The sequence below is a fragment of the Streptomyces sp. NPDC088261 genome (assembly GCF_044740805.1).
Lineage (GTDB): Bacteria > Actinomycetota > Actinomycetes > Streptomycetales > Streptomycetaceae > Streptomyces.
In genome coordinates this window covers 12871-25526 of sequence record NZ_JBIURL010000026.1, presented here as the reverse complement: position 1 = coordinate 25526, position 12656 = coordinate 12871, and the positions used below count along the sequence as shown (strand labels likewise).

The 12656-nt window shown below is 70.0% G+C and carries 14 protein-coding genes; 12 read left to right on the top strand and 2 right to left on the bottom strand.

Going from position 1 to position 12656, the window contains the following annotated elements:
* The first annotated feature begins 359 nt into the window (after nt 1-359).
* From ACIODU_RS31870 to ACIODU_RS31850, 5 genes are all read left to right on the top strand, one after another.
* Nucleotides 360-2531, top strand: a complete 2172-nt coding sequence (locus ACIODU_RS31870; protein WP_401772249.1) for a hypothetical protein — start codon at nt 360-362, stop codon at nt 2529-2531.
* Nucleotides 2532-2721: 190 nt separating this feature from the next.
* Entirely contained in the window at nt 2722-3243 is a 522-nt protein-coding gene (locus ACIODU_RS31865) for a DUF721 domain-containing protein (RefSeq protein WP_401772424.1), read from the top strand.
* A 215-nt stretch (nt 3244-3458) separates the two neighbouring features.
* Nucleotides 3459-4625: a protein kinase gene (locus ACIODU_RS31860; protein ID WP_401772246.1), complete on the top strand. Its 1167-nt coding sequence runs from the start codon at nt 3459-3461 to the stop codon at nt 4623-4625.
* A gap of 268 nt (nt 4626-4893) precedes the next feature.
* The gene (locus ACIODU_RS31855; protein ID WP_401772243.1) at nt 4894-5103 is read left to right on the top strand and encodes a hypothetical protein; all 210 of its coding nucleotides are present in this window, start codon (nt 4894-4896) and stop codon (nt 5101-5103) included.
* 22 nt (nt 5104-5125) lie between these two features.
* Complete coding sequence (locus ACIODU_RS31850; RefSeq protein ID WP_401772241.1) at nt 5126-5839, top strand: restriction endonuclease; 714 nt, start codon at nt 5126-5128, stop codon at nt 5837-5839.
* A gap of 26 nt (nt 5840-5865) precedes the next feature.
* Here ACIODU_RS31850 and ACIODU_RS31845 read toward each other — a convergent pair whose 3' ends face one another.
* Entirely contained in the window at nt 5866-6582 is a 717-nt protein-coding gene (locus ACIODU_RS31845; RefSeq protein WP_401772421.1) for an HNH endonuclease family protein, read from the bottom strand.
* 1013 nt (nt 6583-7595) lie between these two features.
* Here ACIODU_RS31845 and ACIODU_RS31840 point away from each other — a divergent pair.
* From ACIODU_RS31840 to ACIODU_RS31820, 5 genes are all read left to right on the top strand, one after another.
* A complete protein-coding gene (locus ACIODU_RS31840) occupies nt 7596-7757 on the top strand; it encodes a hypothetical protein (RefSeq protein ID WP_401772239.1) in 162 nt (53 codons plus the stop codon).
* Between the two features lie 155 nt (nt 7758-7912).
* Entirely contained in the window at nt 7913-8857 is a 945-nt protein-coding gene (locus ACIODU_RS31835; RefSeq protein ID WP_401772236.1) for a helix-turn-helix domain-containing protein, read from the top strand.
* Between the two features lie 18 nt (nt 8858-8875).
* Entirely contained in the window at nt 8876-9280 is a 405-nt protein-coding gene (locus tag ACIODU_RS31830) for a hypothetical protein (protein ID WP_401772234.1), read from the top strand.
* A complete protein-coding gene (locus tag ACIODU_RS31825; protein ID WP_401772231.1) occupies nt 9277-9555 on the top strand; it encodes a hypothetical protein in 279 nt (92 codons plus the stop codon). Before ACIODU_RS31830 ends, ACIODU_RS31825 begins: the two co-directional genes overlap by 4 nt.
* Nucleotides 9552-9836, top strand: coding sequence for a hypothetical protein (locus tag ACIODU_RS31820; RefSeq protein WP_401772228.1), 285 nt, complete (start codon nt 9552-9554; stop codon nt 9834-9836). Before ACIODU_RS31825 ends, ACIODU_RS31820 begins: the two co-directional genes overlap by 4 nt.
* A 9-nt stretch (nt 9837-9845) precedes the next feature.
* Here ACIODU_RS31820 and ACIODU_RS31815 read toward each other — a convergent pair whose 3' ends face one another.
* The gene (locus ACIODU_RS31815) at nt 9846-10193 is read right to left on the bottom strand and encodes a hypothetical protein (RefSeq protein WP_401772420.1); all 348 of its coding nucleotides are present in this window, start codon (nt 10191-10193) and stop codon (nt 9846-9848) included.
* Nucleotides 10194-11200: 1007 nt separating this feature from the next.
* On the opposite strand from ACIODU_RS31815, the gene ACIODU_RS31810 reads away from it, so the two are divergent.
* Complete coding sequence (locus ACIODU_RS31810) at nt 11201-11428, top strand: hypothetical protein (RefSeq protein WP_401772226.1); 228 nt, start codon at nt 11201-11203, stop codon at nt 11426-11428.
* A 74-nt stretch (nt 11429-11502) separates the two neighbouring features.
* Nucleotides 11503-12579, top strand: a complete 1077-nt coding sequence (locus ACIODU_RS31805) for a hypothetical protein (RefSeq protein WP_401772224.1) — start codon at nt 11503-11505, stop codon at nt 12577-12579.
* Nucleotides 12580-12656: the final 77 nt, after the last annotated feature.

Below are 12656 nucleotides of genomic sequence, written 5' to 3'. Positions count from 1 at the left end.
TACAAGCGCGGGGCCTTCGAGGCGGTCTCGTCGGCCCCGGGCGCGACGTCGTCCGCCCGGCTCGTGCACCCGCTCGCGGACGTCGTCCGCAACTCCGTCGACGGGACCGTCCTCGGGGGCGGCTTCCCGTGTGGCGGGACGCGATCCGAGATCGTTGCCCGCCGTGCGGGAGCGACGGGGGCAATCGGTGCTCGCCGTCCTCTGTCCACAGGCCGCCTCGTACAGGCTCGGCAGGTGGATGACGAGACGAGCGTTTCGGCTGCTCAGGGGGGTGTCCGCTTTGGCGTGTACACCGGCCCCACGCAGATGCAGAAGATCACGTCCCGTACGGGTTCCGCTCTCGCCGGGCCGGTGGGCCGATGAGCGCCGTGACGGCACCGGCCGCGCCCTCGCGCCCCCGTACGTTCGCTGGCGGGGCTACGCGCCGTCGGCTGCAGTCGGTCCCGGCCCAGGCCGGGCCGGTCGCGAAGCTGGAGGTGGGCAACCCTCTCCAGCTGACGGAGACGATGCGCGCCCGGCTGCTCGCCGCGGTACGCGCGCTGCTGACGGACCCCGGCCTGAAGGACGCGGACGACCCGGTGCGCCTGGCGGCCGTCGTGCTGATGGCGAAGGCCAAGGTGGCGAAGAACTACCGCGCGAAGATCACCGCGACGGACCTCGGCCGGTGGGTCGGGCTGAAGCCGTCCCGGATCGCGCACCACGTCCTTCCGCAGCTGCGCGACCGTGACGTGCTCGGCTCGAACGAGACGGTCAGCGCGGCCGGGCGGGTGACGGGCCTGAAGTGCTGGGTGATCCCGATGTACCGGGCGCAGCACGGCGGGGACCGTCGGCACGCCCTGGCCCTGTCGCGGGTGGAGCTGGTCGTGCTCCTGGCGCTGATCGAAGCGCTGTTCGCGCCGGGCTGGTATCACAAGGACGGGCGGGTGACCCCGGCCGGGATGCTCGCGAACCGTACGGGGCGCGGGGCGGCGACGGACCGGCTCGGGCTGCTGCTGATGGTGCTGTCCTCGAACGCGAAGGGCTGGCTGCAGCTGTGCTCGGGCAGCGTGGACAGCGAGCGGGGCCGTCCGGCGGCAACCGTTGCGCGGTTGCTGGGCTGTTCGCCGGCGGGCGGGGCGAAGGTGCTGTCCCGGCTCCAGGAGCAGGACGTGCTGTCGGTGGACCGGCGGGAGACAGGGTCGGGGCTGAACGCGCGCAGCCGGGTCCGGCTGCTGCCGGTCGCCAAGGCGCACGGGATCGCCGTCCGGGAGGAGGCCCGGGAGGTCGCCGACGCGGTGTCTTCAGACCTCGCCGTTACTGCATCCGGTGATCTTGAGACCCTGGTGGAGGCTGTGCCCCCTGTGGTTACTGAGGTTCAGGACGCTGGGGAGGGCCTGGGGGCCAGTTCGGCAGACCTCGCCGATGCTGCACACCTTCACGCCTCTCACGCTTCTGTGGTTACTCCCGGTGGGTCTCTCTCGCTCTCTTGTGGTTTTTCCGGCGAAGGCCGTGGTGGGAACCACGGTCTGCCGGACCGCGCGTGCGTGCGCGAGGACGGCGGCCCGCTCCGCGGGGAACAGCAGGAGAAGTCCCCGGTCGTCGAAGGCGTGAAGGGCGGCACCGGGCCGGTGGCCGGAGCTCCGGTGCGGGTCGTGGACGGTGCGGGCCAGGGCAGGCAGCAGCGGGGGAGGGTGCCTCTGCCGCCGGAGGATCTGCGGGCCGTCCTGGCTCCGGTCGACCTGGTGTGGGCGCGCCTGGAGCATCCGGCCGCCCGGAAGCTGGTGGAGGCCGCAGCCCGTGGCGAGCTGGCCCGGGTGGTCGGGTTCGTCGGCCGTACGGACGCGCCGCAGATCCTGGCCGACCGGGTCGCCCGGCGCCTGGAGGACCAGATGCGGCTGGCCGGGCCGATCAAGGACCCGGTGGGCTGGCTGATCGGCCTGGCCCTGCCCCAGCGGCAGCGGTGCGGCGACGTGCGGTGCGACGACCGGGTGCTGCTCGACTCCGGCACGGACTGCCCGCGCTGCGAGGAGAAGCAGGCCGACCGCCGCGACCAGCGCCGTGCGGTCGCGGCCGCCGTCGACGCCGTGATGCCGCACGCCTCCGAGACCGAGCGCCGCGCGGCGACCGCGCAGCAGCTGCACCAGGACGTCACCGCCCAGGCGTGGATCCGCGAGCACCGGTGGGCACAGGTCCGCGAGCAGCAGGCCGCCGTAGCTCAGGCCCGTGCCGAAGCCGCGGCCGCGCAGCCGGCCGACGACATCCCGGCCGTGCCGATGGTCGTCCTGCCCGCGCCGCGTCCGCTCGCCGCGCCCGACCTGGTCGACGTCGTCGACCAGGAGCAGGAGCTCGTCCTCGAGGACCTGACCCGTGAGCAGGTCCTCGACTGGCGGGTGCGGGGGTTGAAGGACCACAGCGTCGTCCTCGACCACATCGACCAGTACGGCGAACCGTCGGCCCGGCGTCTGTTCAGCAACCAGGTAGTCAACCAGGCGCAGCACCATTCCCGGCTCAGGCACCTGGACCTCGGTTACGCGACCTGGGGGCAGGCATGAGCGAGAGCGAGGTGTCCGGGGTCGACCTGGCCCGGGTCGCGCTGCGGGCCGCGATGGAGCAGGCCCGGAAGAACGGCGCCGGCCAGAAGGCGAAGAAGAAGCCGCGGGCCCACGCGGCGGTGCGGCGCGACGGGCGTGAGCCGTTGGGCCTGGGCGCGGCGATCAGCGCGCTGGTCAGCGGGCGTGGGAGATCCCGGCCGCCGGCGCCACGCTGCGGGAGCGGTGGGCGGCCATCGCCCCCGAGCTCGCCGGGCACGTCGCCGCCGTGGCGTACGACCCCGACTCCGGCTGGCTCACCGTGTGCCCGGAGTCGACGGCCTGGGCGACGAAGACCCGCCTGGAACAGGCCCACGTCATCGAGGCCGCGAACAAGGCGGCGGGCCGCACCGTCGTACGCACCCTGCGGATCCTGCCGCCCGGCACCGTACCTTCGCCCAGCCCGGCCGACATCACCCCGCCCAACCCGGCCCCGGCCGCGCCCAGCGGTCCGGTAAAGACCCGCGAAAAGGCGTCGCCCGGCTTCCACCAAGCGCTCACCGCCCACCAGGCCGCCGCGTCCGTCCATCGGACGGACCCCGGGATTGCGACAACGGTAGAACGGCAGACCAGGGCGATGCGCGAACTCAGCCGCCGCGCGATCCCCGACACCGACGTCGTCCTCGACGACGCGCCAGCCTCGATCGGGCAGGCCCGCTTCGAGCACCGTCGTTAGGCCGCAGTGACTGAGGCCGTCGCGCTGCGCCGGGCTCGACAAGAACGCGCCGCCCAGGCGTCGGGGACGGCGGCTGCCGTCCCTGAGTCGGCTGCACGGCGGGCCACAGCCTGAGCCAACTCATTGATCAGCACCCCCTGTTACTGGTGGTTGTCCCGGCGTAGCGTGACGGGATACACGTCTGGCAGATCGTGCGCCGCGTTCAAGGGGGAGTCGTGCAGGCAGGGACTGTGCTGGATGGCCGCTATCGGCTGATCGAGCCAGTCGGTGCGGGCGGGTTCGGACAGGTCTGGAAAGCACACGACCCAAGGGTCGACCGGCTGGTTGCGGTCAAGGTCCTCACCGGTGACGGCAGCGCGGACCACGATCGGCAGGTGGCCCGCTTCGCCCGCGAGGCCGCAGTCGCCGGCGGCCTCTCCCATCCACGCATCGTCACCGTGCACGACTTCGGCTCCGCGACCCACCACGGGCGGCCGTACGCCTACCTGGTGATGCAACTGCTCCCCGGCAGGTCCCTCAACGCAGTCCTCGAGGCTGGCCGACTGCCCCTGTGGAAGGCCCTGTACACGGCAGCCTGCGTTGCCGACGCCCTGGACGCCGCCCACGAGGCGGGCCTCACCCACCGGGACATCAAACCGTCCAACATCATGGTCGAGGACTACGGCGAGGCGACGGTCGTCGACTTCGGCATCACCAAGGGAAGCGACGCGGGCCACGACATCACCACAACCGGCGTCCTGATCGGCACCCCGGCCTACATGGCGCCCGAAGCACTGTCCGGCACCTTCGACCACCGCTCCGACCTATACTCGCTCGGCTGCGTACTCTTCGAAATGGTCACCGGCCGCCGGCCCTTCACCGGCACGTCCTGGCACCTGATCAACCAGCACCTCAACGAGCAGCCCGCCCCACTGCGCACCCTGCGCCCAAAGGCTCCTGTGGAACTGGAGCGGCTGGTCGCCCGGCTCCTGGCCAAGGACCCCGCCGATCGGCCGGACACTGCCGATGAGGTGTACGACCTCATCCAAGAGATCAACGACCGCTTCCTCGGTGACGCTCCGCCGCCCAGCCGCGGGGCCGACATCACTTCCGAGGTCTGGCTCTCCCCGAGCGAGGCCACCGACGGTGCGATCATCCCCTTGCGCTTGACCGCCCGCGAGAACTGCCCTGCCTGCGCCACCACGGGGGACGAGACGAGGGTATTGGCCTGCACCACCTGTAACGGGGAGGGCAGGATCGTCTCGAAGCAGCACACCTACAAGGTCCGCATCCCCGCCGGCGTCAAGGCCGGACAGAAGATCCGGATCAGGGAACTCGGCGCTCAGGGGACACACGGCGGCGCGCCTGGAGACCTGTACGTCACTGTGCACGTCGGCGACTGATCGTCACCGCACAGGGGCGCGTGTCGGCTCGCCCGGCTCCCGGCCGCTCGGCTCGCTCTCTGATCGCGGCACCCCACGCCGGGGAACGACAACGCATGGGCCACCCCGTCGTCGGCATCCGGGAACGGTTGAAGATCCAGCCACATGGTCACTTCACGTCATACTTCGGCAACTCACAGGTACGGCAAACCGGTTCGGGCTACACAGGGGGTTGAATTCCCCGCCCAGCTGGGCGGGGACCTGGTGATGCCTGACGGGGGTACGACGGGTGCTGACGATCAACGTGGCGTTCCTGCTCGCTGTCATCGTCCTCGTCCGGCTCCGCCGGCGTACGGAGGCCCGGAGCCGGAGCGACGAGCGGTTCACCGTGGTCATCGTCCTCGCCCTGGGCGTGCTGATCGCCCCGACACCGGTCGGCGAGGGCATCTTCGACCTTCTGGGCCAGCTCGCCTCCGGCATCACCGGCGCCTCCCGCTGAACCCCTCCCGGAGCAATCCCTGATGGCCAACCGCCGCCCACCACCCCGCCGCTCGCCTGCACGTCGGAGCGCGCTGCCGCGCCGCCGCTCGCGCCGACAGCAGCGCCGCGACATCCCCGTGCTCCTGCTCGGATTCGGTGCCGTCGCGGGCCTCGCTCTGGTCTGGGCGGTGATTTCCTGGCTGCTGGTGAACTGGTGGGCCCTGATCGTGCTCGGGGCCCTCGCGGCCGTCGGCGGGACGGTATGGGTTCACCGGTACCGCGAGCAGCAGGCATGGGACCAGGTCCGTCAGCAGGCGCTGCGGTACGGGCTCCCGCAGCTGGACGCCCTGCACCACCGCGACTTTGAGTACGCGGTCCGCGACCTGATGCGCCGCGACGGCTGCACCGATGCCCGGCAGATCGGCGGCGCCGGCGACAACGGCGCCGACGTCCTGGCCACCGACCCCGTGGGCCGCACCTGGGTGATCCAGTGCAAGCACCGCGCCGCAGGCGACCGGGGCTCCGCAGTCGGCACCCCCGACCTCCAGCGGGTCAACGGCACCGCCCGCCAGCTCTATGGCGCCGACGTCGTCCTGATCGTCACCAACGGTCGCTTCTCCACCCGCTGCGCGCCCCTGGCCCAGCAACTGCACATGCACCTCGTCGACCGGCGCACCCTCGCCACCTGGGCCGGCGGCGGGCGCCCGCTGTGGGAACTCCTCCCGAAAATTCCGCCACCCCGCAAAGGCCGGTAACCCACCGGCCGCATCGAACCGTTCGCCTACGGCGCCTTCTCGTAGAACACGGTGGTGGCGGGGCAGTCCTGCGCGACGCCGAGAAGCGCTTGGCGTTCGGCGTCGTCGAGGGCCAGGTCCCAGCGCAGCTTGGTGCCGACCCAGGTCGCGGCGTAGGTGCAGTGGTACGAGCGGTCCGAGGGCAGCCAGTCCGCGGGGTCCTTGTCGCTCTTGGACCGGTTGGAGGCAGCGGAGACCGCGATCAGCGTGTCCGGGGAGCCTTGGTCGTTGGCGTAGGCCTCGCGCCGGGCCGCACTCCAGGGGGTGGGTTCGGAGTCGTAGACCTCGGCAAGCGGAACGAAGTGGTCGACATCGAGGCGACCGGCGTCGGTGACGACGAGGTCGTCGTAGGCGCTGTGCCAGGAGCCGCCCGTCAGCTTGCAGCCGGCCGCGACCTGCGGGGCGACGACGGCCTCCGCCAGGATGACCTCCTTGCGGGTGTCGCAGCCGTCGCTCGCGTTCAGACCCTTGTTCCAGTGCTTGTACAGGTTCCGCTTGTAGCCGGCCCGGTGCTCGACGGCGACCGGGAGCTGCTCGATCGCCGCGTCCAGCCGCAGCTGGACGCGGCGCGCGGGCACGCCGGGGGCGCCGGGCGTCTGGGATACGGCTGTTGGCGTGGGGGCCGCGTGTCCGACGGGCGCGGCGGCGAGGACCGGGAGGGCGGTCAGGGTGGCGAGGGCGAGCGCGGGCAGGCCGCGCCGCATCAGGGTGCTGATCACGCCCCTGTTGATACCTCCCGCGCGGCATCAATCAGGTGGGGCGCGGGGGTGGGTTCGTCCGTGTGGGTGGCGGGGTTCACCGGAGAAACGATCAGCCGCTTCGACCGCGAGAGGGTGCTGCACCTCGAAGCTGCTGTACGGCGGCCGTCCCGGCCCCGTCCCGGCCCCGTCCCGGCTCCTCCCGAGTGCACCCGGCCGGCACCGCTTCTCCCGTACGACCGCTCCCGTTCGATACTCCACAGGACGGAAGTGGTCTTGCCTCTCGGCCACCTGGTGCTCGACGGCATCAGCGAGTTCGCCGACCGCCTTGGAACGGGGGGGCGTGGCGTGGGCGGGGTACGAGCAGGCGGCCCATCAGGTTGGCGATGGAATCCGGCTGTTGATGCCGCTCTCCTGGTACCTCCGGGTCAGAGAGGGGGCAGGTTCGTTCCTCGAGGGCCCCGACGCGCGGAACCGCTTGCCGACGCCCCGTCACATCGTGTGCGCATAGGCGTTTTGTCGGGTTGTCGGTGACAAGGTCCGGGCTCGTTGGACCACATCGCCGGAGGGGCGCGTGGGGGGTGGAGGAAGGCCGACGAGCCGTGCGCGGGGTGGCGTTTCCTGGCGCTCGGCATGCAGAAGCCTGAATACGGTCGACAAGACCACGTTTCCGACAGGTTTTGGCCGTACGTGACAGAGCGGCGTGCAACGGTGATCGTGACGGAGGCGGCGGCGGGATCGGTCGTCCTTGACCATCACGCTGTGCACCGATGGCGCCACGATGCGTAAAACGGTTAATGTCCGCTGACCGGCGAGAGCCGGGAAGACAGAGACCCTGGCGATAGGGCTACCAACCGATCCGCCAGGGCCTGTCGATCACTTCGATCACTCATCAGCGACCAGCTAGGGAGACCCCTATGCCACTACATCGCCGACCGCGGTGCCGGGCTGGCCACCCGGACTGCGAAAGTATCATCCCGCCCCTTCGGGAGGATGAAACTCCCGCGCGGCGCAATGCCATGACGGTGACCGTGCACGGCACCTTCGTGATCGCCGCCGCCGCGGCGCCTTTCATCCTGCTCACCGGTGGCGCGACCCAGTGGTCCGCCGCGACCGCCGCCGCTCTCGCCGCGGCCGGACGCGGCACATATGCCGTCTACCGGCGCATCGGCAAGAACTGACCGCCGGTCACCGCCCCACCCCGCCTGTCCGGCTCCGGCCCGGGCGCGAGCGCCGCCCCACCGGGCCCCGCTCCCCGCCCGGCCGGGCCGTGCGCGGCGACTTCGGTCATATGTGACCACCCCCCACGGGCCCGCGTCCCCCGAAAGAGGCATCCATGAACACACCCGTACGTATCGGACCGCCTGTGCCACCTCGACCGCCGCGGAACGCCGCGGCCCGCTACCACCACGCCGTACAGGACGCCGCCGACCACATCAGCGACTTCAGCGACCGGCTCACCGCGCTGGCCGCCCAACCGACCTTCGACCCCGGTGAAATCCTGACCATCAGCCAGCAGTTGGCGAACCTGGGGGAGGACCTGGCGGCCTCCGCCGTCGGCTACGGCCGCGCCATCGGCACGAGGAACGGATACCTGTACTCCCACCTGAACCTCAGCCCGGAGCGCCTGCGCAAGAAGTACTCCACCGCCGAGGTCGACCGCCGTCTCGCCGACCACGCCCCGGCCTGCGACGCCATCGCCCGCAGCGCCACCGCGGGGAAGAACCCAACCGCCTCAGGCGCTGACGACCCGCGCTCCGCGCCCCGGCGCCTGATCGCCGCGCTCTCCCACCTCCACACCACCAGCGGCCACACACAAGCGGCACTGGCCAAGGCCCTGAGCGTGGACCCCTCCTACGTCTCACGCCTCCTGCGCGGCCAGCGCCCCGTCTCCTGGAACCACGTCAAAGCGATCTGCGACCACAGCGGCATCACCGCCGACACCCTCCAACCGCTCTACCAGACGGCCATGGGAAGCCTGAACCCCTCCCTCCTGAACCCCGGGAACGCCGCCACCAACTTCCGCCACTACCTCGAAGCACTGCGCCTGGCGAGCGGGAACCCCGACGACCAGGCGCTCCTGGCGCTCGTCAGAGGCGCGATGCACGACACCGATCTGCGCGCGGCCTTCCACGGGCCGGCCCTGCCGGAATGGACGGTCACCCGCAGGCTGGCCGCCGCGCTCACCAGCCACCCCGAGGACATCAAACCGCTGTGGGACGCGGCCCGCGCCGCCCCCCGCACCCATGCCTCCACCGTCCGCGCCGAAGCGTTCGGCTGACCGTCGCAGGAAGGACCCATGAGACGCCCCCACCACCTGGCCACCCTGTCCACCGCGTTCAGCGCCTTCTGCGACCTCCACCGGCCCGGGTACCTCGCCTACGCCGAAGCACGCCTGCCCACCGCCGAAGCCGAGATAGCCGTCACCCACGTCCTCGGCCTCATCGCCACCGAATGGGCGGCCACCATGAGGCGGCCGAGCCCCGCCGCGTACGCATGGGAACGGCTCACCGCCTTCGTCGCCCTGCGCGCCGGCGAACACCCCAGCCGTACGGAAGACGCCGGATTCATGTACGACAACCTCGACTTCACCATCGACAAGATCGCCACCCTCACCGGCACGGACACCGGAAAAGTCACCGCCATGATCGCGGCACGGACACCGCTCACCGCACGGAGGAAGCGCCCCACCCACAGCTCGTGAACGGCACGAGCCGCATCATCGACCCCGCTCCGGAGCCGGAGTTCGTCGATGTCGGTGACGACCAGGAGCTCGTCCTCGAGGAGCTCACCCGGGAGCAGGTCCTGGACTGGCGCACCCGTGCCGCCGCCGACCACCAGGTGGTGGTCGACCACATCGACCGGTACGGCGAGCCCTCGGCCCGGCGCCTGTTCACCCCGGGCGTTCGTCGCCCAGGTGCAGCGCCTGACCGACTCGGGCACCTGGACCTGGGCTACACCACCTGGGTGCAGGCATGAGCGGCGGCGAGGCGTCCGGCGTCGACCTGGCCCGGGTGGCGCTGCGGGCCGCGATGGAGGCGCCCCGGAAGAACGGCGGCAGCCAAAGGGCGAAGCAGAAGCCGCGGCCGGTCCGTACGGTGCGCCTCGGCGCGCTGGTCACCGAGCAGGCCTGGGAGCTCCCGGCCGCTGCGGACAAGCTCGCGCTCGCCGGCCTCGGGCTGGAGTGGGCGGCGGCATTGGGCTCACCACAACGACGATGGGCCCCTGGAATTTACCCGGGGGCGGGCCCATCGTCGTAGCTGCACCTGTCAGCAGGTGGCAGCGCTGGAGATCCGTACCCCTGTCAGTGTTCCACCGGAAACGGTGAAGCTACTCTTCGGGGGAATGCATGCCGTGGCACCGCCGGACCAGCGGATGTAGGCGACATCGTCGTTGCGGGTGTTCTGAACCACCAGCCCGGGCCCGGACGGGCGGGACGGCAGGTCCTGCCAGGTAGTGGTGACATCCTGGAACTGGCCGATCTTCACGCCGTTCTTGAAGAAACACACATATGGGTAGGCACAGGTGTCCGCCGCCTGCGTGGTGACGGGCTCACTGGAAGCCACCGCCGTTGTCTGGGCAGCGACAGACATACCGCCAGCCAACGCCACCGTCATTGCCACGCTGCTCAGAACACGTCCTATTACCTTCACGATGATCCCTTTCACATCAAAGGCGTTTCCGGAGTTCGTGGGCGCATTCCGAATTCTCTGGCGCACATGCATGACCTTCAAGACCGATACCGGTCAACCACGGGACGATGTCGGGTAGGCGGCCGTTGTCCCGATCGGGCAGGCCCCCGCCCTGCACCGCCGCCAGGCCGCCGTGAACGAGGCCGCCCGCGCTGCGCCGGGCCCGCGCCGAGAGAGCTGACAGACCGTTCCCGACCTGTCACCCGCACAGCAGGCTGAAGGCGAAGTGGCATGAGCCGACGCTGTGATGACGGGTGCGGCTCGCCTGGTCGGCCGTTGCAAGGCGTGAAATGGCAGCAGGGCCCAGCGGAGATCCGCCGGGCCCTGCATCTTGTCGTACGTCCTTCGGCCCGCGAGAGTCGTCATCGTCGGGTGGAAGGAAGTCCAGTGGCTGACCTGTTGGCCGTGCCACCTTGCGGAGGTGCCCCGCTGCAACGGGGCCTCCTGCGTTCTGCGGTGCGTGTCCGGACCGTTGGACCTGCGCCTCTCTTGTACGCGTACGTGCGCGACCCGCGGGCCGCACGTGTGCACGCGCACGTGTGAACGAGTTCAAGAATGGGGGGGGATAGTGAGTCCCGGCAAGGAGATGTAGGCAATTAGATGCCAACTAAATGCTAACTAAGTCTGCCTCTGCCATCCGACCTGCACTTATAGCAACAAGGATGCCGGATCGAGAGGTTATTCAACCCGACGGTGAACCATCCTGTGAATAATTCCGTTCCAGCTCCTAAATAACAGGGCGGCTCTTTATTTACACCTTGCCTCCAATGGGAACTGAATCGGCATTGTCATGCGTAAACGTGGGTAGCGTGGGCTTCGCTGGCGCCTGTGGCTGCAACCACTGGCGTGAAGTCCTGTGCCCTGCAAGGCACTTGAGCACCAAGTTCCGGACCGATAGCTGACCATCCGCCTCCTGTTGGGAGTCAACTTCCTTGTCTTTCTTTCTTCCTGAGCCCGTTTCTGCTGCGCAGAACGGGCCGTGCGCCGATTCCCCGGCGAGCACTGCCAAGTCCTCGCCGCTGGTCTCCTTACTCCTGCTGGTCATACTCCTGGCCGCGCTGTTCGTCCTGCTCGCCCGCGGGATGAAACTGGAAGAGGCCCTCGCCATCCTGGGGGCCGGCGGTCTGCTCGCCGCCGAACTGCGTCAGCGTCTGCTCTGACCCGATGCCCTGCCGGGGCCCGTCTCACCGATGGGCCCCGGTCCTGTTCCGGGCTCGGAAAGGAGATGGACGCCGTGGCCCGTCCCATGAAGCAACTGCCCAGCACCAACGACCCACTGGTGGCCTTCGCCCGCGACCTCCAGGCGCTGCGCAAGGGGGCCGGCGACCCGCCGCTGGCGCTGATGGCCCAACACAGCGGGCTGTCCACCGCGACGCTGTCGAACGCCCACGCGGGCAAGAAACTGCCCACCTGGGCAACCGTCAACGGCTACATCCTGGCCTGTGGCGGCAACCCCGAGAGCTGGAGTGCGCGCTGGGAAAGCCTGCGCCTGGCCGCCGCCGGGTTCTCCGGTGACCTGTGCCGTCAGGCCATGAACCGCTGGGAGGCCACCGGCAACCTCACCCCGCCGCACACTGTCGACGAGGAAGAACTGCGCGAACTCCTGAAGGCGCTACTGGACTTCAACGGACTCAGCCATCGCACCCTCGCCCGGCAAGCGCCCGGCTATTCCCACGTGACGTACGGGGCCGTCCTGCGCGGCGCGCGCCCGCTCAAGGCGAAGATCCTCTACCAGATCCTCATCGGCTGCGGCGTCTACTCACTGCGAAGCCAGGAAGCATGGTTTCACCTCCTGAGCAGCTTCTCCTGGAGGGAAGGCGTCGAAGGCGGCAAACTGCTGGCCCGGGTGGACCAGCCCCTGCGTTACGCCGGCGACCTCGACCTCAAGATGCTCAAGGCCATCCTCGAACGCCTGGAACGCGGCCGCGGTCTGTTCTCCGCCGACATCGTGTCGTACGACGGCATCAGGGCCCTGCGAACCGCGTACGAGGACATGCTCGCGCTCCTGCTGTCCTCGCTCCAGCGCTCCCGCATCCAGCTGCCGCCCAAGCTCGGCTACGCCCTCAACCGGGTCGTCGACGAGCTACGCAACAAATCGATCCCGAACCTGGCCGCCATCACGGCCCTCGTGCCGCTCGCTATGCCCTTCCACCCCCGCCTGCGCACCCGGGTCGTCATGGCGCTGAAGAACGCGGGCGAGCTACTGCGCCGGGCAGAAGCCGGCGAGCTGAACATTCGGGAGGTGGCAGGGCTCCGGCTTCCGCTGACGCCGCCTCTGCACCTCCAGCGCACCACGCCGACCGCCTCGTAGTGCGCGATTCATGCGTTCCTCATGAGCGAATGGTGAGCGATTGAAGCGCGATTGGGGTATGATTCTTAGTGGAGGTG